This is a genomic window from Billgrantia hypersalina (assembly GCF_052584175.1).
The window spans coordinates 146,798-173,458 of the sequence record NZ_JBMIQI010000002.1 but is presented as its reverse complement, the minus strand read 5'-3'; the positions used below and the strand labels follow the sequence as shown (position 1 = coordinate 173,458).

Sequence of the window (26,661 nt, the reverse complement as noted above, 5' to 3'; positions counted from 1 at the left end):
CTTGGAAAGTCATTTTTTCGAAGCAAGCTAGGCGTGGTGTAGCTCCCTGCCGCCTTCGGAAAAGGTCGGTGGGGAGTTGGCGCTGACGATCACGCACTCCGCGTCGCCCAGGTTGCGGAAGCGGTGGGGCAGGCGCGAATCGAAATAGTAGGCATCGCCGGCGCGCAACACACGCGCCTCGCCGGCTACCGTGAGTTCTATCTCGCCGGCGACCACCACGCCGCCTTCCTCGCCGTCGTGCTCGAGCATTTCCTCGCCGGTGTCGGCACCGGGCGGGTAGCGCTCATGGATGATCGACATGCTGCGTTCGGGGCGACGTGCCGCCACCAGGCGCCACGAAAGGTAGCCGTCGCCGATCTCGGTGAGCTCCTCGGCGGGGTAGAAAGCGCGAGGCGGGGAGGGCTCGTCGCCGGCAAAGAAGGCGCTGATCGATACCGGCAGGGCATCGAGGATCTTCTTCAGCGAGCTGACCGAAGGGCTGACGCTGTTCTGCTCGATTAGCGAGATGGTGCTGTTGGTCACACCGGCCCGCTTGGCCAGTTCGCGCTGGGAGAGCTTGCGTGCCTTGCGTAGTTCACGCAGCCGGCTCCCGACATCAAATCCTTCCATTGTTCGTCCAGGGCTCGTTCGATTTGTTTGACACATGATACCTGCTCCAGTCGCGCTGTATAAGATGATCCGCATCATGGCATGCCTCGGATGGACTCGCCCGACGTGGTAGCGACGGGCCGGGTGAGGCATCATGGGGGCATGTCAGATCGAACCGAAACACGAACCCTGGATCCGCTCAGCGACGTTACCGGCCTGATCCTCGCCGGTGGCCAGGGCCGACGCATGGGTGGACGCGACAAGGGTCTCGAGCCGTGTGGCGGGCGCGCTCTGGTCAGCCATGTCCAGGCGTGCCTGGCGGGACGAGTGGCTGAAGTGCTGGTTAGTGCCAATCGTCACCATGAGAGCTACCGGCGTCTGGCCGATCGGGTCGTGTGCGACACGGAGGAGGGGTTTCAGGGCCCGTTGATGGGGATATATAGCGGTCTATGTGCCGCCGCCACGCCGTGGGTCCTGGTGGTGCCTTGTGACATGCCGGTCCTGCCGCACGACCTGGTGCCGAGAATGGTCGCCGGTCTCGGTCGCCATCGCATCGCCGTGGCCCATGACGGCGAGCGCCTGCATCCGGTCGTGGCGCTGCTCGAACGCTCGCTGGCAAGCGACCTGCGTGTGGCTTTGGAAAGGGGGGAGCGCAAGGTTGGACGCTGGTATGACCGCCATGCCTGGAGCGTGGTGGATTTCGGCGACTGCCCGGAAGCTTTCGTCAATGTGAACACCGCAGAGGACAAGCGGCGCCTGGAAACGCGTCTGAACGAGGAGAGCCGACCCTGATGTCACATGCGAAGCACGCCCAGTTGCGCCTTGACGATGGGGTGCCGCTGCTGGGCATAGCCGCCTGGAGCGGTACCGGCAAGACCACGCTGTTGGAGGGGCTGCTGCCGCGCCTGGCGCAACGTGGGCTGCGTGTCGCAGTGATCAAGCATGCCCATCATGCGTTCGATGTCGATCAGCCCGGCAAGGACAGCCACCGCCTGCGCCAGGCAGGCGCAGCGCCGATGTTGGTTGCCTCGCGTGCCAGGTGGGCCATGATGATGGAAACACCCGAACAGCAGGAGGCCGACCTGGCACAGCTGATCGAAACCGTACGCGGCCAGCGCCCCGACCTGATCCTGGTGGAAGGCTTCAAGGCGTGGCCCTTGCCCAAGCTGGAACTGTACCGCGAGGCGCTGGCCAAGACTTTGCGGGTGGCCGAGGACCCCTGGGTCAAGGCCGTGGCGAGCCAGCCGCGTGTGGAGGTCCCGCATGGCGTTGAGTGGCTCGACCTCGACGACCTGGAGAGTATCGCCGAGTGGATCTGCGCTTGGCCGGCGCGTTGGCCGACCGAGCGGAGGCCGCGCGCACGGCCCTCTTCATGAACACACCTGCTGCGAACACGCTTCCGCTCAACCGAATCCGAGGCTGCCTTACATGAGTCTGACTCACCTCAATCAGCGCGGCGAGGCCCATATGGTCGATGTCGCCGACAAGCCGGAGAGCCGCCGCGAGGCGACCGCTTCCGGCCATATCCAGATGAAGCCTGAAACCCTGGCCCTGCTCGCCGAGGGAGGGCTGCCCAAAGGCGATGTGCTGGCGACGGCTCGCATTGCCGGTATCCAGGCCGCCAAGCGAACCCACGAACTGATTCCGCTTTGTCATGCGTTGCTGCTGTCTAAGGTGACGGTCGATTTCCATCTGGATGAGCTGAACTCCCGTGTTGAAGTCGTCGCCACCTGTCGTCTCAACGGCCGTACCGGGGTGGAAATGGAGGCGTTGACGGCCGTCTCGGTGGCATGCCTGACGCTCTACGACATGTGCAAGGCGGTTGACAAGGACATGGAGATCGGCGCGATTCACCTCGACGCCAAGCGGGGTGGCAAATCGGGCGATTATCAGCGACACGTGACCGATACGTCGGCTCCCATCGTCACGGGCCAAGGCGCGGCCGGCCAGGTATCGGTGGGTAGCCGCTGTGACATCGATTCGCCCTGTGTCAGGGTGAAATTTCTGGCCGAGTTGCGCGAACGCCTGGGGATCAGCGACCTCACCCTGCCGCTTGACAGTTTGCCGAGCCCCGACGTCGGTGGCTTGAAACATGCCTTGGTCAAGCGCGACACACGTTTTGCCCGCCTCAGTGAGGGGCGTGTCCTGTGTGCCGTGAACCAGGTCATGGCGCTGGATGCGACGCCGATCACCAACGACGATGAGGTGGCGTTCTTCCCACCGGTGACGGGAGGCTGAACGTCATGATTCGGGTACAGCAGTCGCCTTTCGATGCGGGCCGCGAGCAGCAGCAGCTATTGGCGGGACGCACGGATATTGGAGCCGTGGTGAGCTTCACGGGTTTGGTGCGCGACTTCAATGAACGTCCCGACGTGACTGCCCTGACGCTGGAGCATTACCCGGGCATGACGGAAGAGGCGCTGGGTGAGATCGTGGCGCAGGCCGAGTCGCGCTGGCCGCTTCAGGCCATACGCATCATTCATCGGGTTGGACGCCTGGCGCCCGGTGATCCTATCGTGTTGGTGGTGGTGGCCAGCGCGCATCGCCGTGCCGCATTCGAAGCCTGCGACTTCGTGATGGATTATCTCAAGACCCGAGCCCCTTTCTGGAAAAAGGAACATAGCATCACCGGCGATTATTGGGTTGCCGAACGGGAATCGGACCACCGTGATGCCAGCCGCTGGGAGAGCGAGAATGACGAAATTCCCTGAGACTTTGCCGTCGGAGCTGATCGACGACTTCGGCAGGCGGGTACGCTATGTACGGATCTCCGTCACCGACCGCTGTGATTTCCGCTGTGTCTACTGCATGAGTGAAGAGATGACCTTCCTGCCGCGGGCACAGGTGCTGACCCTGGAAGAGTTGACCATGGTGGCACGAGCGTTCGTGGAGATGGGGGTCGAGAAGATCCGACTGACCGGCGGTGAGCCCCTCGTGCGGCGCGGCATCGACCAGCTTATCGAGCAGACCAGCGCGCTGCCGGGGCTGCGAGACCTGGCCATGACCACCAATGGGGCAGGGTTGGTCAAGCACGCCAGGCGCCTGCGTGAAGCCGGCCTCGGGCGGCTCAACATCAGCCTCGACACACTCGATCCCGCACGTTTCCGCCAGTTGACGCGTACCGGCGATCTTGCTCGGGTACTGGAGGGATTGCGCGCTGCAAAGGAAGCCGGTTTTGAGCGTATCAAACTCAATGCCGTTATCCTCAAGGGCCGTAACGACGATGAAGTGCTCGACCTGGTGGAGTTCGCCAGAGCCGAACGGGTCGATCTGAGTTTCATCGAGGAGATGCCTCTTGGGGACGTATCGGATCATTCCCGTGACGAAACCTTCTGCTCGAGCGATGAGGTGAAGGCAACGATCGAGCAGCGCTACGAGCTGGTGCCGACCACGGAATCGACCCTCGGACCGTCCCGCTATTTCCGCATGAGCGATAGCGATAGCCGTATCGGTTTCATCTCGCCTCACAGTCACAATTTCTGCGCCAGCTGCAATCGCGTTCGCGTGACCGCGGAAGGTCGCTTGCTGTTGTGCCTGGGCAACGAACATTCCGTCGACTTGCGTGCCGTATTGCGCCAGCATCCTGGCGATCTCGATGCGCTGAAGCGCGCTATCGTCACGGCATTGCCGCTCAAGCCCGAGCGGCACCATTTCACGACTGATGGCGATGTTCAGATCGTCCGCTTCATGAATATGACCGGTGGCTAAAAGCCAGTTGTCAGATTTATTCCCGGCATTCTTTTCCGCTTTACCCTAAGGCGTCGGGCGGCCCTTTTCTTGCCAATCGTCCGAATCGGCATATACTTTCGACGAGTTAGCCTTGTGGCTGACTCGTCGTTTTCTTGCATGGAGGAGGCCAATGTCCAGCGAAACCCTGGAGCGCATCGCCCGCAACAAGAATGTGGCCCGTGCCGCGGCTCGCCAGTTGAGCATGGAGCAGCTGCACAAGCTCTCCGATGTGATCGGCGAGGTCATCGAACAGAAAAATGAGGAAGAGAAGCTCCGCAAACAGGAGGAAGCGGACAAGGAAAGAAAACTGGCTGAGATCCGTGAGGCCATGAGCGATGCCGGTCTCTCCGTGGAAGATCTCGTGGGCGAGCAGCCGCGCCGTCGGCGCGGTCGGCCGCCCAAGAATGCCAGCGGTTCGTGATCCGTCAGGGGGCGAATCGTCTGCTTGCGTCATGATAAAGGGAGCCATGCCGAGCATCGCTCCCTTTCTCTTTGTTGCCGTATGCGTGGCTTCCCGAGGCCGGGTTTAGCGGAAGGCGGGGGCCTCGACGGCGATCAGTTGCAGGTGTACATCGGGCAATTGACGCAAGTGTTGCCCCAGCCAGGAGGCGACCTGGGGCTGCAGGGCCGAGCGAAGTTCGGCCAAGGTCTCCGCTTCGATCATTTCCAGGCGCTCGTCCAGCCAATCGGTGAAACTCTCCTCATCCATGGCGCTGACACGATGAGCATCCATCATCAGGCGTCCGATGCGCGTCCAGCCCGTGCCTGTCGATGCGACGGATAGCGCCAGGTGAAGAATGCCGTGGCGCGGGGAGCCGCGCTCTGCCGCCAGGCCAGGCAGGGGCGTGACGGCGTTCTGACTGACGATGCAAGGGCGCTGGGGATGCCGCGTTTCGAGACTCAGCCCCTCGGCATCGAGCCGGATCAGGTCGCCATTGATTGGTGCCAGGGGGGCCTCGATTCCCATCGACTCCGCCAGCTTCTGGTGCGCTTGCTGGTGGCGGCGTTCTCCGTGGACCGGTAGCAGATGGTGTGGCCTGATCCAGCCATAGAAAGTGCGTAGCTCATCCTGGGCGGGATGACCCGAGGCATGCAGTTCGGGATGGTTGAATTCGTCCCATATCGCCACGTCGAGCCGCCGGAGCGAGTGCTTGAGACGCTCGATCTGGTGCTCGTTGCCAGGAATTGCCTTGGCGGAGAAGAGAACGGTATCGCCTGCCATCAGTTCGAAGCTGTGATGCCGACCCTGCGCCAGGCGACTCAACGCGGCACGCGGCTCGCCCTGGCTACCGGTGGCAATCACCAGGACCTCCTCAGGCGGCAGATAGCCGAGATCGCCGACCGGCACAAGGGGCGGCATGTCCTCCAGGTAGCCGAGGCTGCGTGCCACGGCCACCATACGCTCCATGGCCCGTCCCATCAGGCTGACGCGTCGGCCACAGCGCTCCGCGGCCTGCGCTACGGCCAGTATGCGCGCCAGGTTGCTGGCAAAGCAGGTCACCACGACCCGTCCCGAGCATTGGCTCAGCCTGTGTTGAAGTGCCCTGGCGACTTCGCCTTCGCTTCGTGATTGGCCGGGCATGGGGGCGTTGGTCGAATCCCCCACCACCAGGTCAACCGGCGCCAGGGCACGAAACATCGACCCCTTGATGGGCGCGCCGATGAGGGGCTCGGGGTCCAGCTTCCAATCGCCGGTATGCAGAACTCGGTAGTCGCCGGCCACGATCAGCAGGGCGCAGCTCTCCGGTATCGAGTGGGTGACCGGCAGATAGCGAAGCGTGAAGGGGCCGCTCTCCAGCGCCTCGCCGGGTTCCACCACTTGGATGGCGTCAATGGCGAGCCCGCGTTCATGGAACTTGGCGCGCAACAGGCCTGCCGCCAGGGGCGTGGCGTAGACGGGACATTGCCACTTGGGCCACAGCCAGGCCACCGCACCGAGGTGATCCTCGTGTCCGTGCGTGATGACAATTGCCTTGGGTTGCAGGCCGAGCGCTTCCGGCGTTTCGACGCTGGGTACCTGGAGAGGCGTGTCCGGCAGGTCCTGGCGGATCATCATGCCGCAATCGACGGCAATCCAATGCTCCTCGTGCCCGTAAAGTCCCAGGTTCATGCCGATCTCGCCGCATCCTCCCAGTGGCAGGAAGTGAAGCGGAGTGCGGCGGCGGGGACGTATGGAGGCGCGAGTCGAAGGCATCGGCAACTCATGACCAGTCAATGGAACTTCACTATAAGGGATCGTCCCGACCCTCCACAAATGCGATCCCGCGTCGGCCATGTCCGCCAACTGGCGAGTTCGTTACAATGCGTGCTCCCAGAACCCCCTCGTAACAGGTTGGGCCCATGTCTCACTACTATCGTCTCGTCGTTTCCTGTCCCGATCGCCGCGGCATCGTGGCTCGCGTCTCCGGCTTCATCGCCGGGCATGGCGGTTCGATCACGGAAGCAAGTCAGCACTCCGACATGGAGGCGGGGCGTTTCTTCATGCGCTACGAGATTCTCGCCGACTCTATCGGCATGCCGGCTGCCGAGCTGAGAGCGGCCTTCGAGCCGGTAGCCCGCGAGTTCGACATGGAGTGGGCCTTACGGGATACCCGCCGACGCCCGAGGGTGGTGATCATGGTGTCGCGTGAGTCTCACTGCCTAGTGGATCTTCTCTACCGCTGGACGGCAGGCGAGCTGGAAGGCGAAGTGGTTGGGGTGATCTCCAACCATGATGAGATGCGTGGCCTGGTCGAATGGCACGGCCTGCCTTATGTACACGTACCGGTAGCCCAAGGTGACAAGGCCGTAGCCTTTGCAGAGGTCGAACGCCAGGTCGAGGCGCTGGAAGCCGATGTCGTGGTGCTGGCCCGCTACATGCAGATTCTCCCGCCGCAGCTCTGCCAGCGCTACGCGGGGCGGGTGATCAACATCCATCACAGCTTCCTGCCTTCCTTCGCCGGAGCGCGCCCCTATCACCAGGCTCACTCACGGGGGGTCAAGCTGATCGGTGCCACCTGCCACTACGTGACCGAGGAACTGGACGCGGGCCCCATTATCGAACAGGACATACACCGTGTGAGCCACTGCCATACCCCCGAGGACCTGGTTCGCTTTGGACGCGACGTGGAGAAGGCGGTACTGGCACGCGGTTTGCGCTGGCATCTCGAGGATCGGGTGCTGATCCATGGCAACAAGACGGTCGTCTTCGCCTGATCCCGGCAGGAGTGAGGCATGAGCTTAGCCGAGCCGATACTCGCCTTTTGGTTGCTGGCCGCCTGCGGCCTGTTGTCTCTGGCCGTGCTCTGCATGGCGCTGGCGCAACGCCCCTGGCGCGAGCTCATGGCCGACCGCGGCTTGCAGCATCGCTGGATGGCGGCCTGCGTGTCAGTCATCCTGCTGTGGCAGCTCAGGGCGCAGTCGGTGGAATGGCTAACGTTGCATCTCATGCTGACGGCGCTGATGACGTTGATCTTCAAGGCACCGCTGGCGCTGCTGACGAACCTGCTGGCCAACGTTGCGTTGGTAGCGCTGGGTAAGGTGGGGTGGCCCTTGCTGGGCGTCAACATCCTGATCACCGGGGTGATACCGGTGGCGATCCTGGTATTCGTGTGGCGGTTGGTCGATCGTTACCTGCCCGATAACGTGATGCTGTTTCTCTTTCTGTGCGGTTTCTTCGGCACGGCACTGGCCACTCTGGGGACGGGTCTTGCGGGTCTGGGTCTGGTGATGCTCGGCGCCACCGACCCCGAGGCGGTTCACCAGGCCAGGGAATATGCGCTCTTCCTTCCGCTGTTGATGCCTTCGGAGGCCTTCATCACCGGCATGCTGCTCAGTGTTCTGATGATCTACCATCCGGACTGGGTCGCTACCTTCGATCCGCATCGCTATATCGACACCAAATGAGCGCCGACCCACTCCGGCAGGCCTAGAGCGGCAGGCTGAGCTGCCGTCTGGCGTCGTCCGGCACCAGTCGCACGCCGACGCCCAGCAGCCGTACCGGACGCTGGCGCCGTGCCCAGGCCTGCTCCATCAGCGCGGCAAAGGTCTCTGCGTTGGGCTGGCCGCCGCGGGAATCGAGGGTTGTGAGCGAAAAGTCATCGAAGCGGACCTTGACGAAGGTGCCGGCGATTGGCGGGTGACCGTGACGGGCGAGCCGAGCCTCCAGGCGCTCGCAGAGCGGCGCGAGCTCGGCATGGCATTCGTTCAGATTCGACAAGTCGGTGGCGAAGGTGACTTCGGCGCTGACCGACTTGCGTTCGCGCTCGATGCGCACCGGCCGCTCGTCTATGCCCCGCGCCAATTCATGGAGACGCTGCCCGAACTTGCCGAACTCCTGCAGCAACCGCTCCAGCGGTATCCCCTGCAGGTCTTTACAGGTGGCGATGTCGAGTGCCTGGAGGCGCTTGCCTGTAGCCGGTCCGACGCCGTGCAGCTTGGTGACAGGGAGCTCGCGTACGAAGTCATCCACCTGTGCGGGAGTGATCACGGTCAGTCCATCAGGCTTCTCCCAATCACTGGCGATCTTGGCCAAGAACTTCGACGGCGCGGCGCCCACCGATACGGTGATGCCGACACGCTTGAGACACTCCTCTTTCAGCCAGTGCGCCATCCAGGTGGCGCTGCCCGAAAAGCGTGTCACCTCGGTGACGTCAAGAAAGGCCTCGTCGAGCGACAGCGGTTCCACCAGTGGCGTCAGTTCGTGGAATATCTCCAGCAGTTGTCGAGAGGCTTCGCGATAGCGGTCGAAATCGCCTGGCAGCAAGGTGAGATGCGGGCACAGGCGGAGTGCCCTTGCCGTGGGCATGGCGGAATGGATGCCGAAGGCGCGGGCAGGATAATTGCAGGTCGAGATGACGCCGCGCCCTTCGGCGCTACCCCCGATCGCCAGGGGAATGTCGCGAAGCGCCGGGTTGTCACGCATCTCCACGGCAGCATAGAAGCAGTCGCAATCGGCGTGCAGGATCTTGCGGATCATGATTTTACCAGGCTAGCCAGCTCTTACCCTAAAGCTTGGCCGTTGCCGCCGCGTATCACCCCCACCCCAATCCCCTCGATTTCCAGCGGCTGGTGACGCAAATCCACCTCGATAGGGGCGAAATCGGCATTCTCTGCTTCGAGGATGACAAGGTGACCCTGGCGGTGGAATCGCTTGACCGTGACTTCGTCCTCCAGCCGCGCCACGACGATCTGCCCGTCGCGCACGCGCTCGGTACGATGCACGGCCAACAGGTCCCCTTCGAGAATACCGACGTCCTTCATCGACAAGCCGCGCACCTTGAGCAGGTAATCGGCGCGGGGCGTGAAGTAATCCGGGGGCAGGGGGCAGTAGCGATCGATATGCTCGGCCGCGAGAACCGGACTGCCGGCGGCCACCTCACCAATGATCGGTAATCCCTCGGTGTTCGACTCGTTGACGGCACTGTCGGCTTCCTGGGCCGGCAGACGGATGCCGCGCGACGTGCCACGTATCACCCTGATGACACCCTTGCGCTCAAGGGCGCGCAGATGCTCCTCGGCAGCGTTGGGTGAGCGGAAGCCCAGCGCCCGGGCGATCTCGGCACGAGTGGGAGGGTAGCCGAACTCGTTCATGGTCTTGACGATGAAGTCATAGACATTCTGCTGGCGCGAGGTAAGGGGGCGTGTCATGTCGGACTCCGGTTGCTGACTGCCGTATTGGTCAAGTATACAGCATGGAAGTCTATCCAGTAAAAGCCGCTATGAGGTCCGGTGCGAGATTCTTCGTTCGTTTAAAACGCTTCTGCTTTTCGATACGTTGAGCCAGGAAGCGTAATGGCGTAGACTTTTGTAATGTTTAAAACAGTTGTTTCCAGCGGGAGCTGATCATGGCTCAGACCGATACCGTCACGCGCATTCTCGACACTGCCGAAGTCTTGTTCGCCGAACGCGGCTTCGCCGAGACGTCGTTGCGCACCATCACCAGCAAGGCGCGCGTCAACCTGGCTGCGGTGAACTATCACTTCGGCTCGAAGAAGGCGCTGATCCAGGCGGTGTTCTCGCGCTACCTCGACCCCTTTACCGTGCGCTTCCACCATGCTCTCGACGAACTCGAAGCGCGTCACGGCGGCGGTGTGATTCCACTGGAGGAGTTGCTCGAGACCATGGCGCGCACCGTACTCGAGGTGCCCGCGGAGAAGCATAGCCTCAAGGTTTTCATGAAATTGCTGGGGCTCGCCTACAGCCAGGCCCAGGGCCATTTGCGGCGCCATATCCAGGAGGAGTATGGCAGCGTTTTCACCCGCTTTACCGAACTGGTGCGCCGTGCTACTCCCGAACTGCCCGATGCCGAGCGCTTCTGGCGGCTGCATTTCGTGCTGGGCACGGTCATCTTCACACTGTCCGGACTCGATGCGCTGCGCGACATTGCCGAAAAGGACTTCCAGGAGCACGTGTCGGTGCGTGACCTCATTCGCCGTTTGCGCCCCGTAGTGGTGGCGGCCATGAATGCGCCTCTGCCGCCGCCACCCGCCGCCCAGCCGGCCATGGCGAGCTGAAATGCGAACGCCGAGGCTGGAAGCGCTGCCACCCCATGACGGTGTCTGGCTGGAAGTCGATATCGTGCGTCAGCGCCTCGTTTACTGGCTGGGCGAAGAGCAGCGCAACGAATGGTCGATATCGACGGCACGGGCGGGAGCGGGCCAGCGTGAGGGGAGTGGATGTACGCCGCTCGGCTGGCATTATGTGCGAGCGGCCATCGGTGGCGGTGAGCCGCCCGGGGCCGTCTTTCGCGGACGGCGTCCTACCGGCGAAGTGTTCAGTGCAGCGCTTGCCGAAGCTCACCCTGGGCGCGACTGGATTCTGACACGCATCCTGTGGCTGTGCGGGCTCGAGCGTGGCTTCAACCGTGGAGGCGACGTCGACTCCCAGAGGCGCTATATCTATTTACATGGGACGCCCCCCGATCAGCCGATGGGCGAGCCGCGTTCGCATGGTTGCATTCGCATGCGCGACGAGGCCTTGCTCGAGCTCTTCGACCTGGCAGTACCGGGGACGCCGGTCTGGCTGCACGGGTGATGCCACGTGGCCCGATCCCCCTCGCCAAGGCTCGAATCGGCGGTGTCAGGTGGCTGTTGCCGCAGGCTTCTTTAGTCTAGAATCAGCTCCCTTTCATGCCCAAGGATCCCGATCATGACCCAGACCCTAGGCCCGGTGATGCTCGACCTGGAAGGCACGGCACTGCGCAGCGAAGAACGCAAGCTGCTCATGCGCCCAGAGGTAGGGGGCGTGATCCTGTTTTCCCGCAACATCGAGCATGCGCAGCAGGTTCGGAAGCTGTGCGATGCCATACGGCGCGTTCGTCCCGAGTTGCTGCTGGCCATTGACCAGGAGGGCGGCCGGGTCCAGCGACTGCGTGAAGGGGTGACCCGCTTGCCGGCCATGGGGCGTATCGGCAGGGAGTATGCCACGACACCCGAAGTGACCTTGAGGGTCTGCCTCGATGCCGGCTGGCTGCTGGGCATGGAAATGGCCGCCTGTGGACTGGACCTCAGCTTCGCCCCGGTACTCGACGTGGATACCGGCATCTCAAGCGTGATCGGCGACCGCAGCTTTTCCTCCGACCCTCGGGCGGTAGCCGCCATGGCCGGAGCGTTTATCAGCGGCCTGCACGAGGCAGGCATGGCGGCGGTGGGTAAGCATTTTCCCGGCCACGGCAGCGTGGCGGCCGATTCCCACCTGGAGCTGCCGGTTGACCCTCGTCCGATGGACGAACTTCGTCGACACGACCTGATACCATTCTCCGAGCTTGCTTCCCGGCTCGATGGCGTCATGCCTGCGCATGTCATCTACACGGCCTTCGATTCCCGCCCGGCAGGCTTCTCGGGGAGCTGGCTTGGCCTGCTGCGCGAATCGCTCGGCTTCAAAGGCACCATTTTTTCCGATGACCTCGGCATGGCGGGGGCCGGTTTCGCGGGTTCACCGGGTAATCGTGCGCTGGCAGCGCTGGATGCCGGCTGCGACATGGTGTTGGTCTGCAATGATCGCGCCGCTGCCCTCGAGGTGCTCGAGGCCTGTCATGGGCGTACCACGCGGCTGGCTACACGCCTGCGCTATGGTCGGGCGCGACCCGATCTGGCAACGCTCGAAGCGCTGGGGCGTTGGCGTCGCGTGCATGCAAGGCTCGAAGCCATGGCCTCGCTCTGATCCGTCTTGTTTCCTTGTTCCCCTTCGTAGATACGAGCCCTTCATGCCTAAACTCGAAGCTGATTTCCATCAATCTCTGGCCACCATGCGTGATGTCATGGAGAGCGCCGACTGCTTGATCAGCCATGAACAGGTCGAGCGCGCATTGGACCGCATGGCCGAACAGATTACCGCCGATCTGGGCGACAAGCTGCCGGTGTTCTACTGCGTCATGAATGGCGGCCTGATCACCACCGGGCATCTGCTCACCCGGCTGGGTTTCCCGCTGGAAGTCGACTACCTCCACGCCACCCGTTATCGCGGCGGCCTGCGCGGAGGAGAACTGTTCTGGCGAGTTTCGCCGGAGATTCCCATGGCCGATCGTCACGTCGTGATCGTCGACGACATCCTCGACGAAGGGGCGACGCTCGCTGCCATTCTCAAATACTGCCGTGAAGCCGGAGCTGCCAGCATCTCTACGGCCGTTCTGGTGGACAAGCGCCACGATCGCAAGGCGGTGCCGGATCTGAAGGCCGACTACTGCAGCCTGGAGGTGGTCGATCGCTATGTGTTCGGCTTCGGTATGGACTACAAGGGCTACTGGCGCAACGCACCGGGTATCTTTGCGCCGAAGGGCCTCTAGGCCCCGATGACTGGGTTAACGCCGTCTCATTAGCCCGGCCGCAAGGCCGGGTTTTTTCATGCCTGGCGCGGGTGGATCAGGCTTTCGCCGTGGACGGTTCATCGGCCATTAGGAAGTCGGCCAGCATGGCATTGATTTGTGTCGGCGCCTCATGATGCAGCCAATGTGTCGTGCCAGGCACGACCTCCAGACGGGCGTCGTCACACATCTCGAGGGCGGCGCGGGCCAGGTGGGTTTCGAGAAACGAGTCCCTTTCACCCCACAGTATCAGAGTCCGTGGTTCGATACGCGAGGCGGTGTTGTACTCACCCGGCAGGCGTAACGCGCGGTAGTAGTTGAGCATCGCGCTGAGAGAGCCTGGCTGCGACCACGCTTCGGCGTAGCGCGACAGCTCGTCTGCATCGAAGGTGCCCGGGTTGGCGCTGTTCGCAAGAGTGGCGCGCAGGCTGGCGTAGTCGAAGCCCTGAAGCATCGCTTCCGGCAGCCATGGGAGCTGGAAGAAAGCCATATAGCTACTGCGTGCCAGTTGCGTGGGGTGACTGAAAATGGCACGAGTCGACTGGCCCGGGTGGGGAGCCGCCATGATGACGAGATTCGCCAGTCGCCGTGGATGCCTTGCCGCTACCTCCCAAGCCACGATGCCGCCCCAGTCGTGCCCCGCCAGATGGAAGCGTTCGGCATCGTAACGGTCAGCCAGTGCCACGACGTCGGCGACCAGTTCCCCGCGCCGATAGGCGTCGATCGCTTGCGGCGCGTCGCTGAGATTGTAGCCGCGCATATCGAGAGCGAGCACACGGAAGCCCCGCTCCGCCAGCGGGCTCAGCTGATGACGCCAGGCCCACCAGAATTCGGGGAACCCATGGAGGAGAATGAGCAGGGGCCCGGTCGTGGGGCCGGCTTCGACCCAGTGCAGGGTCAAGCCGTTGATAACGCCTGAAGTATCTTTCCATTCTGAATGCACTGTTTTCTCCTGACCCTTCCCTGTAGAAGCCTCGCCAGGAGAGAGCTGGCCCGGCGAGGACCAACGTCAGCTTAATTGCCGATCCGTTCCAGGCAACTTTGGGCCATTGCCGGTGCATTTCCAGCTTGGGCACGGCTTGATTGGATCTGCTCGACTTCGGACTATCCGCGTTGGGCAGCAACTGCGATTGCACGGCATCCAGGGCGATATCCAGGCCGCTCGGTCAATCGAGTTCCCCTATCGCTTCGCCAAGGACGTTCACGAGACGGTCGATCTCGTCGCGCTCGACGATGAAGGGGAGGCCGAGCTGGATGGTGTCGCCGCCGTAGCGGACGTAGATGCCTTTCGCCCAGCACTTCATGGCGATCTCGAAGGGGCGGCGAGCCGGCTCGCCGGGATAGGGCTCGATCTGCAGGGCGCCGGCGAGGCCATAGTTGCGAATGTCGCTTATGTAGCGAGTGCCCTTGAGGCCATGCAGCGCCTCCTCGAAGACCGGGCTCATTTCGCGCACGCGGGAGATGAGTCGATCGTTCTCGAGCACGTCCAGGGCAGCCAGCGCCGCCGCACAGGCGGCCGGGTGACCGGAGTAGGTGTAACCGTGCGGCAGCTCGAGCATGTAGTCGGGCCCGCCCTGTTCCATGAAGGCCTGGTAGATCGCCTCCTGAACGATCACCGCGCCCATGGGCACCGCACCATTGGTCAGCTGCTTGGCCACGTTGAGGATGTCCGGCACCACGCCGAATTCCTCGGCACCGGTCATGGCGCCCATGCGACCGAAACCGGTGATGACTTCGTCGAAGATCAGCAGGATGTCATGCTGATCGCAGATCTGGCGTAGCCGCTGCAGGTAGCCTTTGGGGGGCGGGATCACGCCGGCCGAGCCGGCCAGGGGCTCGACGATAACCGCGGCGATGTTGGAAGCGTCGTGGAGGGCGATAAGCTCCAGCAGTTCCTCGGCTTTCTCCGCGCCGCATTCGGGCATGCCTCGCGTGAAGGCATTCCGGGGAAGCAGGGTGTGGGGCAAATGGTCGGCATCGACGCCCTGGCCGAATATGGTACGGTTGGCGGCGATGCCGCCCAGGCTGAAGCCGCCGAAGTTGACCCCGTGGTAGCCCTTGGCGCGGCCGATCAGCTTGGTCTTGGTCGGCTTGCCCTTCTTGCGCCAGTAGGCGCGGGCAATCTTCAGGGCGGTATCCGCGCTCTCGGAGCCCGAGCCGGTAAAAAACACGTAGTCGAGCCCATGCGGCATCAGCCCGCGTATTCGATGCGCCAGCTCGAAAGCCTTGGGGTGACCGTACTGGAACGCCGGAGCGTAATCGAGCTGCTGGAGCTGGCCTGCGACGGCTTCCGCAATCTCGGGTCGGCAATGGCCGGCGCCACAGGTCCACAGTCCGGAAAGGGCATCGAATACCTGGCGACCATCGGCGTCGGTGAAATAGCTGCCCTTAGCGCCGACGATAATGCGGGGGTCGCGCTTGAACTGCCGGTTGCCGGTGTAGGGCATCCAGTAGGCGTCCAGCTGTTCCTGGCTGAGGCCGGCGGCCCGCTGTGGTTGTTGTTCTGACATGGCGGCACCTCTTCGACTTGGCTGTTGAAGATTTTATTAACCACACTACATCGGGCGGGCAATAAACTAAACAGTTGCGCCCTGCCGAGGCAGGGCGCAGATGAGAGGCGAAGTGTGGCACCGGGAGGTCAGGCGTCAGGCCAGGCCCAGCTCGTGGGTGGCTTCCTCGCGCATCTTGAACTTTTGGATCTTGCCGGTGACGGTCATCGGGAACTCGTCGACGAACTTCACGTAACGCGGAATCTTGTAGTGAGCGATCTTGCCCTTGCAGAATTCCTTGAGTTCGTCGGCGGTAAGCTTCTGACCCTCGGCGAGCTTGACCCAGGCCATGACCTCTTCACCGTACTTCTCGTCGGGTACGCCGATGACTTGCACGTCGGAGATGGCCGGGTGGGTATAGAGGAAGTCCTCGATCTCGCGCGGGTATATGTTCTCGCCGCCACGGATGATCATGTCCTTGATGCGACCGACGATGGCGATGTAGCCATCCTCGTCCATGGTGGCCAGGTCGCCGGTGTGCATCCAGCCGGCGCCGTCGATCGACTTGGCGGTAGCCTCCTCGTTGTTCCAGTAGCCGAGCATGACGCTGTAACCGCGGGTGCACAGCTCCCCGGTTTCGCCACGCGGCACCACCGCACCGGTTTCGGGGCTGACCAGCTTGACCTCGAGGTGCGGGTGGATGGTGCCCACCGTGGTGACGCGCTTGTCCAGCGGGGCGTCGGTCTGGGTCTGGGTGCTGACCGGGCTGGTTTCGGTCATGCCGTAGCAGATGGTGACGTCCTCCATGTTCATCTTGTCGATGACCTTGCGCATCACCTCGATGGGGCAGATCGAGCCCGCCATGATGCCGGTGCGCAAGGTGGAGAGGTCGTATTGGGTGAAGTCGGGATGCTCCAGCTCGGCGATGAACATGGTCGGTACGCCGTAGAGCGCCGTGGCCTTCTCGTCGGAGACTGCCTTGAGGGTGGCTTCCGGCTCGAAGCCGTCGCCCGGGTAGATCATGGTGGCGCCATGGGTCACGCAGCCCAGGTTGCCCATCACCATGCCGAAGCAATGGTAGAGCGGCACGGGAATGACAAGGCGATCCTTTTCCGAGAAGCCCATGGTGCGGGCGACGAAGAAGCCATTGTTGAGAATGTTGTGGTGGGAGAGGGTGGCGCCCTTGGGGGCCCCGGTAGTCCCTGAGGTGTATTGTATGTTGATCGGCTCGTCGAACTGCAGCGTGGCCTGGACGTCGGCAAGGTGCGCTTCGGAGACTTCGTCGGCGTGCGCCAGCATGCTCTGCCAGCTGAACATGCCGGTCAGCGCGCGGTCGGCGTCGAGGCACACCACGCGCTTGAGCTCGGGAAGCTTGGCGCAGGAGAAGGTGGAGGGAGCGCCGTCACGCAGCTCCGGCGCCAGCTCCGCCAGGGTGGCGACATAATCGGAGGTCTTGAACTTGCCCTGCAGGATCAGTGTCGAGGTGCCGGATTGCTTGAGCGCATATTCCAGCTCGTGGGTGCGATAGCTGGGATTGATATTGACCAGGATGGCGCCGATCTTCGCCGTGGCGAACTGCGTGATGGTCCACTCGGCGCAATTGGGCGACCAGATACCCACCCGATCACCCTTCTTGACACCCAGCGCCAACATGGCGCGAGCCGCCTGGTTTACCGCCTGTTGCAGCTCCTTCCAGGTGTAGCGCAGCCCCTGGTGCAGGCTGAGCAGGGCCTCGCCGTCGGGGAAGCGCGCTACCGTCGCATCGAAGCAGTCGCCAATGGTCTCGCCCTTCAGAGGGGTGTCGCTGATGCCGCTGACGTAACTGTTCGGGACGCGTTCTTGAAGTGCTTGGCGTGTCATCGTATTACCCGTCTTGTTGTGCAGTTTGCTGCGGTAGTCGATTGCCGATGGGTGCCGTGACGAGCTACCCATCCCATGAACGGCGTGGTCAGGACTCGCGGCGGAGAGGCTGGGCTTGGAGCTGTTCGTGCTCGCCGACGCGTCAAACGATGCCTAGCGTTGGTCGAGACGCTCGAGCACTTCGCGGGCGCGCGTCTCCACGTCGTCGAGTTCGCGCTGCATCAGGCGAATGTCCTCCAGCTGGCGCTCCATGTTGTTACGCTTGTCGGCCAGGATCTCCAGCAGGCGTTTGAGCTGACGTGCATTGCCGTCGGGCATGGCATCGTACATCTCGATGACTTCGCGAATCTCGGCCAGCGAGAAGCCCAGGCGCTTGCCGCGCAGGGTCAGCTTGAGGCGAACCCGGTCCTTTTCGTGGTAGATACGGGTCTGGCCGCGGCGCTCCGGCGCCAGTAGCCCCTCCTGCTCATAGAAACGGATGGTGCGCGGTGTCACCTCGAACATTCGGGCCAACTCGCCTATGGAGTAGGTACGGCGCTGGCGTGCCAGGCTGCCGTTGACCGTGGTGGTGGCTTCCGCTTTGGTTATGCTCATCGCTGTTTTTCCTATGAGTTGGGCGGGCCGTCTTGCGGTGTCCCTCCACTAACCGCAACACTAGACGACGTTGACGTTAACGTAAAGTGGTTGTCGACCAAGGGAGGTATGCGATAAAACCTAGCAAGTGCTAGGTTGGTCGGCATGCTAAGCATTGCCGTGCAGCGGAATTTGCCGACCCCGCCTTGCGTTTCATTGGTGGCAGGACCGCCTGCCCATACACGAGGGTACCCCGATGGATTTCTCCCTAAGCGAAGACCAGAAGGCGCTCGTCCAGGCGGCCGCCGACTTCTCGCGGGCCGAACTGGCCGACCATGCCGCGGAGTGGGACGCCAGCTCCCATTTTCCCGTCGACGTGATACGGCGTGCCGGCGAAGCGGGCTTCCTCGGCATTTATATCCCCGAGGAGCGAGGCGGCCTGGGACTGTCGCGGCTCGATGCCTCGCTCATCTTCGAGCAGCTTTCGCAGGGCTGCATCTCGACGACCGCCTATCTTACCATCCACAACATGGTGGCTTGGATGGTGGCCAGTTGGGGCAGTGAGGCGCTCCGCGAAACCTGGGTCGAACGGCTGATCAGTGGTGAGTGTCTAGGCTGCTACTGCCTGACCGAGCCCGGCGCCGGCTCGGATGCGGCCAGCCTGCGCACGAAGGCCGTGCGCGAGGGCGACGAGTATGTCATCAGCGGTTCCAAGATGTTCATTTCCGGAGCCGGTTCCAACGACGTGATGGTGGTCATGGCACGTACCGGTGCTCCCGATAGTGGTGCCGGCGGCGTTTCGGCGATTCTGGTGCCGGCCGACACCAAGGGCATCGAGTACGGCAAGAACGAGGAGAAGATGGGCTGGAAGAGCCAGCCTACGCGGCTGATCAGTTTCGACGGCGTACGCGTACCGGTGGGTAATCGCCTGGGCGAGGAGGGCGAGGGTTTCAAGCTGGCCATGAAGGGGCTTGACGGTGGCCGCCTGAATATTGCCAGCTGTTCGCTGGGAGCCGCCCAGCATGCCCTGACCCTATCGCGTAACTACCTGCAGGAACGCAAGCAGTTCGGCCGCGAGCTGGCACATTTCCAGGCGCTGCAGTTCAAGCTCGCCGACATGGCCACTGAACTGACGGCCGCCAGGTTGATGGTTCGCCACGCCGCCTGGCGGCTGGACCAGGGCGATCCCGAGGCCACCGCCTACTGCGCCATGGCGAAGCGTTTTGCCACCGATATGGGCTTCCATGTCTGCAACGAGGCGCTGCAGTTGCACGGCGGGTATGGTTACCTCAGGGAATTTCCCCTCGAGCGCATGGTGCGCGATACCCGCGTACACCAGATACTCGAGGGCACCAACGAGATCATGCGTGTGATCGTGGCGCGCCGCCTGCTGGCGGACGGCGTGATCGAAGCGCTGCAATAATCGGAAGGAGAACAACGGCATGTCAGATATTGCGGTCATCTTCGATGAGTTGCCGACCCGTGACGGGGGAAGAATCGGGGTCGCCACCCTCAATTCGCCCAAATCGCTCAATGCGCTGACGCTGGAGATGGCTCGGCAGCTGGATGCCAAGCTCGAGGCCTGGGCAGCCGATCGCAGCATCGTCGCGGTGTGGTTGGAGGGGGCCGGGGAAAAAGCCTTCTGTGCCGGTGGCGACGTGGTGGCGCTCTACCGCTCGATGACCGATGAGGGCGACGAACCCGGGGCCGGGCGCGACAGCCTGTTCGCCGAGACCTACTTCACCACGGAATACCGCCTCGATTATCGTATTCACACCTACCCCAAGCCGGTGTTGGTCTGGGGGGACGGCATCGTCATGGGTGGCGGCCTGGGCCTGATGGCAGGGGCCACGCGGCGCCTGGTGACGGAAACCACCCTGATCGCCATGCCCGAGATCACCATCGGCCTCTACCCTGACATCGGCGCCAGCTGGTTCCTCAACCGTATGCCGCCGGGGGTCGGCGCCTACCTGGGCATCACAGGAGCCCAGCTCAACGCCCGCGATGCGCTTGACCTCGGGCTGGCCGATCACTTCGTGCCGCGTGCACGTCGCGAGGCGCTGCTCGAGGCCCTCGGCGAAGCCGACTACGGCTCGCGCGGTCTACGCGACCTGCAGGGTGCCGTGCAGCGCGTCCTCGACGAACTCGAAGTTCGCTCCGAGGCGCCCACGGCACAAGTGTGGCCACTGCTCGACCATATCCAGTCTCTCAGCGGTCAGGTCGATGCGCCTTCCGCCGTCAGGCGTATCCTGCGGGACGAGCGCGACGATGCCTGGCTCGCCGCTAATCGCAAGCGGCTCGAGGCCGGTAGCCCGCTGAGTGCCCACCTGGTGTGGCGCATGCTCGAGCGGCATCGCCATACCGGCCTGGCCGACGCCTTTCGCGATGAACTCAACCTCTCGGTGCAATGCTGTCGTCAGGGAGACATTGCCGAAGGCGTTCGGGCACTGTTGATCGACAAGGACAAGGCTCCCAAATGGCGGCACGAAAGCGTCGAGAGCGTGCCCGAGGCGGATCTCTCGTCGCTGCTCTCACCGCTGTGGCGCGAGGAAGAACACCCGTTGCGCGACCTCGGTGCCGGACAATACAGCGGCTGAAAAACGGATACTGACGGCACGCCTCAGGACTCGCGTAGCGTACCGACCAACAACGAACAAACAGGATCAGCTCACATGAAAATCGCCTTTATCGGCCTCGGCAACATGGGTGCCCCGATGGCCGTCAATCTCGTCAAGGCAGGCCACGAGGTCAGTGTCTTCGATCTGGTCGACTCTGCCATGAAGAAGCTTGAGGAAGCCGGCGCCCACGCTTGTGCCAGCGCTCAAAGCGCCGCCAGCGGGGCGGAAGTGATCCTCTCCATGCTGCCGGCCGGCCAGCACGTGCGGCGTCTCTATCTCGGCCGCGAGGATTCGCCGGGTCTTTTCGATGCCCTCACGGGCAAGCCGCTTATCATCGACGCCTCGACGATCTCGCCGGAAGATGCCCGGGCCGTGGGAGAGGCTGCCACCGAGCGTGGCCTGACCTATCTCGACGCGCCGGTTTCCGGTGGCGTGGGCGGCGCCCAGGCCGGTACCCTGACGTTCATTGTCGGCGGCAGTCGGGACGGCTTCGAGCAGGCCAGGCCCGTGCTGGAGGATATGGGCAAGAACATCTTCCACGCCGGAGAGATCGGTGCCGGCCAGGTTGCCAAGATCTGCAACAACATGCTGCTCGGCATTCTCATGAGCGGTACCGCCGAGGCCCTGGCCCTTGGCGTTAAGAACGGCCTCGACCCTGCGGTACTCTCCGAGATCATGAAGCAGAGCAGTGGCGGCAACTGGGCGCTCAACGTCTACAACCCTTGGCCCGGCGTGATGGAGGGCTCCGCCGCCTCGCGCGACTACCAGGGCGGCTTCCTCACCGACCTGATGGCGAAGGACCTGGGGTTGGCCTGGGAGCTGGCGTTGGGGTGCAAGGCCACGGTGCCGATGGGCTCCCAGGCGCGCAACCTGTTCGCCCTGCATGCAGCGCAGGGCAGCGGTGGCCTCGATTTTTCCAGCATCCAGACACTCTATCGGGCCGGCGAATAGCCAATTCCGGCTTTTGCGGTTTCCCTCGGAACGGGCACAATCGTGTGCCCGTTTTGCTATGCAGAGATCCATGACCCCTTCATCTCCTTCCTCTGGGCGACCCATGCGTCGAGAGCTGCTCGAGGCCCCTATCGCCCCGACCCTGCTGCGCAAGTGCCTGCCCGTCGTGGGCGGCATGGTCGCCATGATGAGCTTCAACCTGGTGGATACCTGGTTCGTCTCTCGGCTGGGGCCGGAGCCGTTGGCGGCGGTGTCGTTCACCTTCCCCGTGGTGTTTGCGGTGATCAGCCTCGCCATCGGCTTGGGGATCGGTACCTCGGCGGTGGTCGCACGGCGCCTGGGCCGCGGTGAGTGGGAAACCGTGCGGCGCCGGGCCACCGATGCTGCGCTGATGGGACTGGTGGTTGGCGTATTGCTAAGCCTGCTGGGCCTGGCCACGCTAGAACCGCTGTTCCGTCTGCTGGGGGCCGGTCCCGAGTTGTTGCCCCATATCCAGGATTACATGGGCATCTGGTACCTGGGCGCGACGGCAGTGATCGTACCTCGCGTTCTCAACAGTGTGCTGCGTGCCCAGGGCAACACTCTGATTCCGGGCCTGATGATGGCCCTCGCGGCGTTGCTCAACGGTCTGCTCGACTGGCTGCTGATATTCGGAGTGGGCCCCTTTCCGGCCTTGGGCGTTAAGGGGGCGGCATTGGCGACGGTACTGAGCTGGGCGGCCATGACCCTGGCGCTCTTCAGCCAACGCGAGCTGCGCGATTGTCTCGACCTGCGCCGGATAACCATGGCTGGCACTCTATGCTCCTGGCGCGAACTGTCACGCATTGCGCTGCCGGCGGCGATCACCAGCGTATTTACGCCACTGGCGCTGGCCATGGTGACGCGAATTGTCGCCGGCCATGGCCATCATGCCGTGGCGGGCTATGGTGTCGGCACGCGCATCGAGGCCATCGCCCAGATCGCCGTGCTGGCACTCTCCATGACCTTGCCTCCCTTGGTCAGTCAGAACGTAGGAGCGGGGCAGCATGAGCGCGTGCGGCGAGCCATCTTTGGTTGCTTCGCCTTCGTGCTGCTATGGCAGCTCGGCATATGGCTGCTGCTGCAGCTGCTCGCCCCCTGGCTGGTCGCCGGCTACACCGCCGAAGACACGACGGGTGATGTGTTGCGCCAGTTCCTGTGGTGGGTGCCGCTGGGGCTCGGCGCCCAAGGTGTCGTGATCCTGGCGGTGTCGTCATTCAATGCCCTGCACGAGCCCTCCCGTGCCATGCGTCTGTCGATTTTTCGGCTGTTTCTGCTCACGGTGCCGTTGGCCTGGCTGGGGGGAGCGGTGGGCGGCATCCAGGGCATTTTCATCGGCCTGTTCCTGGCCAACGTGCTGGTGGGTCTGGTGGCCTGGCATACCCTGCGCCGGCGGCTCGATGCCATGCGCTCGGCCGCGCCCGGCGTCAACGAACCTGACCTGCCATGAGCCGACGGAAAAATGCGCACGGAGGGGTTGGTTTTATTTCAGTATTGGTCTACATTCTATAAAAATGTAGAAATTTAACCCGGAGAGTCACCATGAGCCAGATTACCCCCGTCACTTGGGAAGATCCGTTTCGCCTGATCGATCAGCTCGACGAAGACGAGCGCATGGTCCATCAGACCGCCCACGATTATTGTCAGGACAAGCTGATGCCTCGTGTGCTCGAGGCCAACCGCCACGAGCGCTTCGACCGTGAGATCATGAACGAGATGGGCGAGCTGGGTCTGCTCGGTGCCACCATCGATGGCTATGGCTGCGCCGGGATGAACTACGTCAGCTACGGGCTGATCGCGCGTGAGGTGGAACGCGTCGATTCCGGATACCGCAGCGCGATGAGCGTGCAATCGAGCCTGGTGATGTATCCCATCCACGCCTTCGGCAGCGAGGCGCAGCGCGAGAAATACCTGCCCAGACTCGCCACCGGCGAATGGGTGGGTTGCTTCGGCCTCACCGAGCCCGACCACGGCTCCGATCCGGGTAACATGTCCACCCGCGCCGTGCGTACCGACAATGGCTGGCGCCTCAACGGCACCAAGACCTGGATCACCAACTCGCCGATTGCCGATGTGTTCGTGGTCTGGGCCCGGGACGAGGAGGGCGTGGTCAACGGCTTCATCCTCGAAAAGGGCATGAAGGGGCTCTCGGCGCCCAAGATCGAAGGCAAGTTCAGCCTGCGCGCCTCCATCACCGGCCAGATCGCGATGCAGGACGTCGAGGTCTCGGACGAGCAGCGCCTGCCTGGCGTCACCGGGCTCAAGGGGCCGTTTTCATGCCTCAACCGTGCCCGCTACGGCATCGCCTGGGGCAGCATGGGGGCCGCCGAGGCATGCTGGCATGCCGCGCGTCAGTACACCTTGGATCGCAAGCAGTTCGGTCGTCCCTTGGCCGCGAACCAGCTGATTCAGAAGAAGCTTGCCGACATGCAGACCGAAATCGCCCTGGGCCTGCAGGCGGCGCTGCGGGTCGGTCGCATGATCGATGCCGGCCAGCTGGTGCCGGAGGCGATTTCGCTGATCAAGCGCAACAATTGCGGCAAGGCGCTGGATATCGCCCGTGTTGCGCGCGACATGCACGGCGGCAACGGCATCGCCGACGAATACCACGTGATTCGCCACGTGATGAACCTCGAGGCGGTCAATACCTACGAAGGCACGCATGACGTTCACGCCCTGATCCTGGGGCGGGCGCAGACGGGCCTCCAGGCCTTCGCCAACTAGTTCGTCAAGTTCCAAACACTGCCTCTAGCGAGGAGTGATGGAGGGAAGCCAAGAGGAGGTCCGATGCCATGGATGGCATCGGTAGCGCACACGGAGGTATTCACAGCGCCTCCTCGCAGGCTTGCCCGACGCAGCGACGAGTGTGGAAGGAGACAAGATGAGTCGACCGCTGGAAGGCGTCACGGTGCTCGACATGTCACGCGTGCTGGCCGGCCCCTGGGCCGGCCAGTTGTTCGCTGACCTCGGCGCGCGAGTGATCAAGATAGAGCACCCCGGGCGCGGCGACGACACCCGCGGCTGGGGGCCGCCGTGGTTGGCGGATGAGCAGGGAGTCGAGCAGGCTGACCTCGAGCGCGTGGCGGCCTATTTTCTGTGCGCCAATCGTGGCAAGCAATCGCTGGCCGTGGACATTGCAAGCGACAGGGGCCAGGCACTGGTGCGCCAGCTCGCCGAGGGTGCCGACGTGGTGCTGGAGAATTTCAAGGTCGGCGGACTGGCGAAGTACGGCCTCGATTATGCCAGCCTGAAGACGCTCAACCCGCGGCTGATCGGCTGCTCCATCACCGGCTTCGGCCAGGATGGACCCTACGCGCACCGTGCCGGCTATGATTTCATGATCCAGGCCATGGGCGGGTTGATGAGTGTCAGCGGTGAGCCGGACGGCATGCCGATGAAGACCGGCGTGGCTATCACCGACGTGATGACCGGGCTGTACGCCACCATCGGGGTGCTTGCGGCACTCCATGAGCGCAGCCGTAGCGGTGAGGGGCGTCACGTGGACGTGGCGCTGCTCGATGTGCAGGTCGCGGCGCTGGCCAACCAGGCGCTCAATACCCTGGTCAGCGGCGCCTCGCCCCAGCGTCACGGCAATGCCCACCCCAATATCGTACCCTACCAGGCCTTCGCCTGTGCCGATGGCCACCTGGTGCTGACCGTGGGCAACGACGGCCAGTTCTCGCGCCTGGCCGAGCTGGTGGGCCATCCCGAGTGGGCCAGCGACCCAGCGTACGCGACCAATGCCGCCCGGGTAGGTCATCGCGACGCTCTGGTGCCCAAGCTCCAGGCGATCCTCATGACACGCAAGCGCGACGAATGGTTGGCCGAGCTGGAAGCGCGCGGTATTCCCGCCGGGCCGATCAATACCATCGCCGAAGTCTTCGACGATCCGCAGGTGAAGCACCGCGGCATGCAGCGTACGCTCAAGCGCGGCGAACTCGAGGTGCCCCAGGTGGCTTGCCCGCTGCGTTTCGACAACGAGCCCGCCGTCAGCGAGGTGGCCCCGCCCAGGCTCGGCCAGGATAGCGATGCGATACTGGCCGAGATGGGGTTGAGCACGGAGGACATCCAGCGGCTACGGCGCGAAGGGATCGTTCGCTAGCGCGGCGAGAAACGCCGCGTCAGTCCCGTTTCGGCAATCATGCGGGTGGAAATCTCCTCGATGGAGAAGCGCGTCGTGTCGATGTAGGGAATGTGCATCTGGCGGTAGAGCCCTTCGGCCTGCTCCACCTCCTGCGTGCACTGGTCCAGCGAACTGTAGCGGCTATTGGGGCGTCGCTCGTGGCGGATAGCGGCCAGCCGACGGGGATCGATGGTCAGGCCGAACAGCTTGTGGCGATGCTGGGCCAGGACCCGCGGCAACTTGAGCACGCCGTCTTCGTCGAGGTCGTCCTCGGTCAGCGGATAGTTGGCGGCGCGAATGCCGAACTGCAGGGCTAGGTAGAGCGAGGTCGGCGTCTTGCCGCAGCGTGACACCCCGACCAGGATCACATCAGCCTGGTCGTATTGATGCGTTCGTGCGCCGTCGTCGTTGTCCAGGGCGAAGTGGACCGAATGAATGCGATCCATGTAGACCTCGTCCTGGCCGATGGAGTGGGTGCGCCCCACGGTATAGCTGGAGTGCGTGCCAAGTTCCTTTTCCAGTGGCTTGAGGAAGGTCGAGAAGATATCGATCTTGAAACCCGGTGCGCGACGTATGACTTCGCGAATCGCTTCGTCAACGATGGTGTCGATGATGATGGGCTCCTCCCCGTCGCGTACCGCGGTAGCCGTGATGATGTCGACCAGGGTGTGCGCCTTGTCGAGGGAGTCGATGTAGGGCTTGGTGAGCATGCGCAGCTCAACGTTCTCGAACTGCGCTAGCAGGCTGCGACCCAGGCTTTCGGCGGTGATGCCGGTACCGTCGGAGATGAAGAAGGCGGTGCGGCTCATGGTCTCGGCGATATCCGTTGCGGGGTGTGAGGTTTCATTGTCATGGCTCGTGGCGTCGGCGGCAAGGCGCGATTCGGCGCCTGCCGACTACAGAAAACGCCGAAAACGAAGCGTTGTTGTA

27 protein-coding genes are annotated in these 26,661 nt (G+C 63.3%); 18 read left to right on the top strand and 9 right to left on the bottom strand.

What is annotated here, in order from left to right:
- Positions 1–27: 27 nt before the first annotated feature.
- A complete protein-coding gene (locus tag ACOJCM_RS00865; protein ID WP_445210164.1) occupies positions 28–609 on the bottom strand; it encodes a cupin domain-containing protein in 582 nt (193 codons plus the stop codon).
- 141 nt (positions 610–750) lie between these two features.
- On the opposite strand from ACOJCM_RS00865, the gene mobA reads away from it, so the two are divergent.
- From mobA to ACOJCM_RS00835, 6 genes are all read left to right on the top strand, one after another.
- Positions 751–1,380, top strand: a complete 630-nt coding sequence (mobA, locus tag ACOJCM_RS00860; RefSeq protein ID WP_445210163.1) for a molybdenum cofactor guanylyltransferase MobA — start codon at positions 751–753, stop codon at positions 1,378–1,380.
- Positions 1,380–1,964 (top strand): molybdopterin-guanine dinucleotide biosynthesis protein B, encoded by a 585-nt coding sequence (gene mobB / locus ACOJCM_RS00855; protein WP_445210162.1) that lies wholly within the window; start codon positions 1,380–1,382, stop codon positions 1,962–1,964. Before mobA ends, mobB begins: the two co-directional genes overlap by 1 nt.
- A 52-nt stretch (positions 1,965–2,016) precedes the next feature.
- Complete coding sequence (gene moaC / locus ACOJCM_RS00850; RefSeq protein ID WP_445210161.1) at positions 2,017–2,826, top strand: cyclic pyranopterin monophosphate synthase MoaC; 810 nt, start codon at positions 2,017–2,019, stop codon at positions 2,824–2,826.
- 5 nt (positions 2,827–2,831) lie between these two features.
- On the top strand, positions 2,832–3,299 hold the full coding sequence (gene moaE, locus ACOJCM_RS00845) for a molybdopterin synthase catalytic subunit MoaE (protein ID WP_445210160.1): 468 nt from the start codon (positions 2,832–2,834) through the stop codon (positions 3,297–3,299).
- Positions 3,283–4,296 (top strand): GTP 3',8-cyclase MoaA, encoded by a 1,014-nt coding sequence (gene moaA, locus ACOJCM_RS00840; RefSeq protein ID WP_445210159.1) that lies wholly within the window; start codon positions 3,283–3,285, stop codon positions 4,294–4,296. The genes moaE and moaA overlap by 17 nt, the downstream gene beginning before the upstream one ends.
- A 151-nt stretch (positions 4,297–4,447) precedes the next feature.
- Positions 4,448–4,738, top strand: coding sequence for an H-NS family histone-like protein (locus tag ACOJCM_RS00835; RefSeq protein WP_010628324.1), 291 nt, complete (start codon positions 4,448–4,450; stop codon positions 4,736–4,738).
- A 105-nt stretch (positions 4,739–4,843) separates the two neighbouring features.
- On the opposite strand, the gene ACOJCM_RS00830 is transcribed toward ACOJCM_RS00835, so the two are convergent.
- Positions 4,844–6,427 carry a ribonuclease J gene (locus ACOJCM_RS00830; RefSeq protein ID WP_445210180.1) on the bottom strand — a complete coding sequence of 528 codons (1,584 nt, stop codon included), beginning with the start codon at positions 6,425–6,427 and terminating at the stop codon, positions 4,844–4,846.
- A 230-nt stretch (positions 6,428–6,657) separates the two neighbouring features.
- Here ACOJCM_RS00830 and purU point away from each other — a divergent pair, with 230 nt between their 5' ends.
- Positions 6,658–7,512 carry a formyltetrahydrofolate deformylase gene (gene purU, locus ACOJCM_RS00825; protein WP_445210158.1) on the top strand — a complete coding sequence of 285 codons (855 nt, stop codon included), beginning with the start codon at positions 6,658–6,660 and terminating at the stop codon, positions 7,510–7,512.
- An 18-nt stretch (positions 7,513–7,530) separates the two neighbouring features.
- A complete protein-coding gene (locus ACOJCM_RS00820; protein WP_445210157.1) occupies positions 7,531–8,202 on the top strand; it encodes an energy-coupling factor ABC transporter permease in 672 nt (223 codons plus the stop codon).
- Between the two features lie 22 nt (positions 8,203–8,224).
- Here ACOJCM_RS00820 and dinB read toward each other — a convergent pair whose 3' ends face one another.
- Together dinB and lexA are read right to left on the bottom strand one after the other, a co-directional pair.
- The gene (gene dinB, locus ACOJCM_RS00815) at positions 8,225–9,271 is read right to left on the bottom strand and encodes a DNA polymerase IV (protein ID WP_445210179.1); all 1,047 of its coding nucleotides are present in this window, start codon (positions 9,269–9,271) and stop codon (positions 8,225–8,227) included.
- Positions 9,272–9,297: 26 nt separating this feature from the next.
- A complete protein-coding gene (gene lexA, locus ACOJCM_RS00810; RefSeq protein ID WP_445210156.1) occupies positions 9,298–9,945 on the bottom strand; it encodes a transcriptional repressor LexA in 648 nt (215 codons plus the stop codon).
- Positions 9,946–10,142: 197 nt separating this feature from the next.
- Here lexA and ACOJCM_RS00805 point away from each other — a divergent pair, with 197 nt between their 5' ends.
- The 4 genes from ACOJCM_RS00805 (at position 10,143) to ACOJCM_RS00790 (ending at position 13,081) form a co-directional block, all read left to right on the top strand.
- On the top strand, positions 10,143–10,811 hold the full coding sequence (locus tag ACOJCM_RS00805) for a TetR/AcrR family transcriptional regulator (RefSeq protein ID WP_445210155.1): 669 nt from the start codon (positions 10,143–10,145) through the stop codon (positions 10,809–10,811).
- 1 nt (position 10,812) lies between these two features.
- Positions 10,813–11,331, top strand: coding sequence for a L,D-transpeptidase family protein (locus tag ACOJCM_RS00800; RefSeq protein WP_445210154.1), 519 nt, complete (start codon positions 10,813–10,815; stop codon positions 11,329–11,331).
- A gap of 114 nt (positions 11,332–11,445) precedes the next feature.
- Positions 11,446–12,459, top strand: coding sequence for a beta-N-acetylhexosaminidase (gene nagZ / locus ACOJCM_RS00795; RefSeq protein ID WP_445210153.1), 1,014 nt, complete (start codon positions 11,446–11,448; stop codon positions 12,457–12,459).
- A 43-nt stretch (positions 12,460–12,502) separates the two neighbouring features.
- Positions 12,503–13,081 (top strand): hypoxanthine-guanine phosphoribosyltransferase, encoded by a 579-nt coding sequence (locus ACOJCM_RS00790; protein WP_445210152.1) that lies wholly within the window; start codon positions 12,503–12,505, stop codon positions 13,079–13,081.
- Positions 13,082–13,157: 76 nt separating this feature from the next.
- Here ACOJCM_RS00790 and ACOJCM_RS00785 read toward each other — a convergent pair whose 3' ends face one another.
- The 4 genes from ACOJCM_RS00785 to ACOJCM_RS00770 all read right to left on the bottom strand — a co-directional run bounded on the left by ACOJCM_RS00785 (position 13,158) and on the right by ACOJCM_RS00770 (position 18,042).
- Entirely contained in the window at positions 13,158–14,042 is an 885-nt protein-coding gene (locus tag ACOJCM_RS00785; protein WP_445210151.1) for an alpha/beta fold hydrolase, read from the bottom strand.
- Between the two features lie 223 nt (positions 14,043–14,265).
- Entirely contained in the window at positions 14,266–15,609 is a 1,344-nt protein-coding gene (aptA, locus tag ACOJCM_RS00780) for an omega-aminotransferase AptA (protein ID WP_445210150.1), read from the bottom strand.
- A 135-nt stretch (positions 15,610–15,744) separates the two neighbouring features.
- Positions 15,745–17,448, bottom strand: coding sequence for an AMP-binding protein (locus ACOJCM_RS00775; protein ID WP_445210149.1), 1,704 nt, complete (start codon positions 17,446–17,448; stop codon positions 15,745–15,747).
- 153 nt (positions 17,449–17,601) lie between these two features.
- Positions 17,602–18,042 (bottom strand): MerR family transcriptional regulator, encoded by a 441-nt coding sequence (locus ACOJCM_RS00770; protein WP_445210148.1) that lies wholly within the window; start codon positions 18,040–18,042, stop codon positions 17,602–17,604.
- Positions 18,043–18,277: 235 nt separating this feature from the next.
- Between ACOJCM_RS00770 and ACOJCM_RS00765 the strand changes: the two genes are divergently transcribed.
- The 6 genes from ACOJCM_RS00765 (at position 18,278) to ACOJCM_RS00740 (ending at position 25,710) form a co-directional block, all read left to right on the top strand.
- Positions 18,278–19,444: an acyl-CoA dehydrogenase family protein gene (locus tag ACOJCM_RS00765; protein WP_445210147.1), complete on the top strand. Its 1,167-nt coding sequence runs from the start codon at positions 18,278–18,280 to the stop codon at positions 19,442–19,444.
- Positions 19,445–19,463: 19 nt separating this feature from the next.
- The gene (locus ACOJCM_RS00760; protein ID WP_445210146.1) at positions 19,464–20,618 is read left to right on the top strand and encodes an enoyl-CoA hydratase/isomerase family protein; all 1,155 of its coding nucleotides are present in this window, start codon (positions 19,464–19,466) and stop codon (positions 20,616–20,618) included.
- Positions 20,619–20,693: 75 nt separating this feature from the next.
- Positions 20,694–21,590: a 3-hydroxyisobutyrate dehydrogenase gene (gene mmsB, locus ACOJCM_RS00755; RefSeq protein ID WP_445210145.1), complete on the top strand. Its 897-nt coding sequence runs from the start codon at positions 20,694–20,696 to the stop codon at positions 21,588–21,590.
- 103 nt (positions 21,591–21,693) lie between these two features.
- Positions 21,694–23,058, top strand: a complete 1,365-nt coding sequence (locus ACOJCM_RS00750; protein ID WP_445210144.1) for an MATE family efflux transporter — start codon at positions 21,694–21,696, stop codon at positions 23,056–23,058.
- A gap of 92 nt (positions 23,059–23,150) precedes the next feature.
- Positions 23,151–24,332, top strand: a complete 1,182-nt coding sequence (locus ACOJCM_RS00745) for an acyl-CoA dehydrogenase (RefSeq protein WP_445210143.1) — start codon at positions 23,151–23,153, stop codon at positions 24,330–24,332.
- A 157-nt stretch (positions 24,333–24,489) separates the two neighbouring features.
- Positions 24,490–25,710 carry a CaiB/BaiF CoA transferase family protein gene (locus tag ACOJCM_RS00740; protein WP_445210142.1) on the top strand — a complete coding sequence of 407 codons (1,221 nt, stop codon included), beginning with the start codon at positions 24,490–24,492 and terminating at the stop codon, positions 25,708–25,710.
- Here ACOJCM_RS00740 and ppsR read toward each other — a convergent pair.
- Positions 25,707–26,540, bottom strand: a complete 834-nt coding sequence (gene ppsR / locus ACOJCM_RS00735) for a posphoenolpyruvate synthetase regulatory kinase/phosphorylase PpsR (RefSeq protein ID WP_445210141.1) — start codon at positions 26,538–26,540, stop codon at positions 25,707–25,709. The two genes, ACOJCM_RS00740 and ppsR, sit on opposite strands and share 4 nt — an antisense overlap.
- Positions 26,541–26,661 lie beyond the last annotated feature (121 nt).

Coding starts and splice junctions, on each gene's coding strand:
- purU (WP_445210158.1), top strand. CDS start 6,658: ATGTCTCACTACTATCGTCTCGTCGTTTCCTGTCCCGATCGCCGCGGC.
- ACOJCM_RS00865 (WP_445210164.1), bottom strand. CDS start 609: ATGGAAGGATTTGATGTCGGGAGCCGGCTGCGTGAACTACGCAAGGCA.
- mobA (WP_445210163.1), top strand. CDS start 751: ATGTCAGATCGAACCGAAACACGAACCCTGGATCCGCTCAGCGACGTT.
- moaA (WP_445210159.1), top strand. CDS start 3,283: ATGACGAAATTCCCTGAGACTTTGCCGTCGGAGCTGATCGACGACTTC.
- ACOJCM_RS00790 (WP_445210152.1), top strand. CDS start 12,503: ATGCCTAAACTCGAAGCTGATTTCCATCAATCTCTGGCCACCATGCGT.
- ACOJCM_RS00800 (WP_445210154.1), top strand. CDS start 10,813: ATGCGAACGCCGAGGCTGGAAGCGCTGCCACCCCATGACGGTGTCTGG.
- ACOJCM_RS00750 (WP_445210144.1), top strand. CDS start 21,694: ATGCGTCGAGAGCTGCTCGAGGCCCCTATCGCCCCGACCCTGCTGCGC.
- ppsR (WP_445210141.1), bottom strand. CDS start 26,540: ATGAGCCGCACCGCCTTCTTCATCTCCGACGGTACCGGCATCACCGCC.
- ACOJCM_RS00770 (WP_445210148.1), bottom strand. CDS start 18,042: ATGAGCATAACCAAAGCGGAAGCCACCACCACGGTCAACGGCAGCCTG.
- lexA (WP_445210156.1), bottom strand. CDS start 9,945: ATGACACGCCCCCTTACCTCGCGCCAGCAGAATGTCTATGACTTCATC.
- ACOJCM_RS00820 (WP_445210157.1), top strand. CDS start 7,531: ATGAGCTTAGCCGAGCCGATACTCGCCTTTTGGTTGCTGGCCGCCTGC.
- ACOJCM_RS00835 (WP_010628324.1), top strand. CDS start 4,448: ATGTCCAGCGAAACCCTGGAGCGCATCGCCCGCAACAAGAATGTGGCC.
- aptA (WP_445210150.1), bottom strand. CDS start 15,609: ATGTCAGAACAACAACCACAGCGGGCCGCCGGCCTCAGCCAGGAACAG.
- moaC (WP_445210161.1), top strand. CDS start 2,017: ATGAGTCTGACTCACCTCAATCAGCGCGGCGAGGCCCATATGGTCGAT.
- ACOJCM_RS00745 (WP_445210143.1), top strand. CDS start 23,151: ATGAGCCAGATTACCCCCGTCACTTGGGAAGATCCGTTTCGCCTGATC.
- ACOJCM_RS00740 (WP_445210142.1), top strand. CDS start 24,490: ATGAGTCGACCGCTGGAAGGCGTCACGGTGCTCGACATGTCACGCGTG.
- moaE (WP_445210160.1), top strand. CDS start 2,832: ATGATTCGGGTACAGCAGTCGCCTTTCGATGCGGGCCGCGAGCAGCAG.
- mmsB (WP_445210145.1), top strand. CDS start 20,694: ATGAAAATCGCCTTTATCGGCCTCGGCAACATGGGTGCCCCGATGGCC.
- nagZ (WP_445210153.1), top strand. CDS start 11,446: ATGACCCAGACCCTAGGCCCGGTGATGCTCGACCTGGAAGGCACGGCA.
- ACOJCM_RS00760 (WP_445210146.1), top strand. CDS start 19,464: ATGTCAGATATTGCGGTCATCTTCGATGAGTTGCCGACCCGTGACGGG.
- ACOJCM_RS00775 (WP_445210149.1), bottom strand. CDS start 17,448: ATGACACGCCAAGCACTTCAAGAACGCGTCCCGAACAGTTACGTCAGC.
- ACOJCM_RS00765 (WP_445210147.1), top strand. CDS start 18,278: ATGGATTTCTCCCTAAGCGAAGACCAGAAGGCGCTCGTCCAGGCGGCC.
- ACOJCM_RS00805 (WP_445210155.1), top strand. CDS start 10,143: ATGGCTCAGACCGATACCGTCACGCGCATTCTCGACACTGCCGAAGTC.
- mobB (WP_445210162.1), top strand. CDS start 1,380: ATGTCACATGCGAAGCACGCCCAGTTGCGCCTTGACGATGGGGTGCCG.
- ACOJCM_RS00830 (WP_445210180.1), bottom strand. CDS start 6,427: ATGAACCTGGGACTTTACGGGCACGAGGAGCATTGGATTGCCGTCGAT.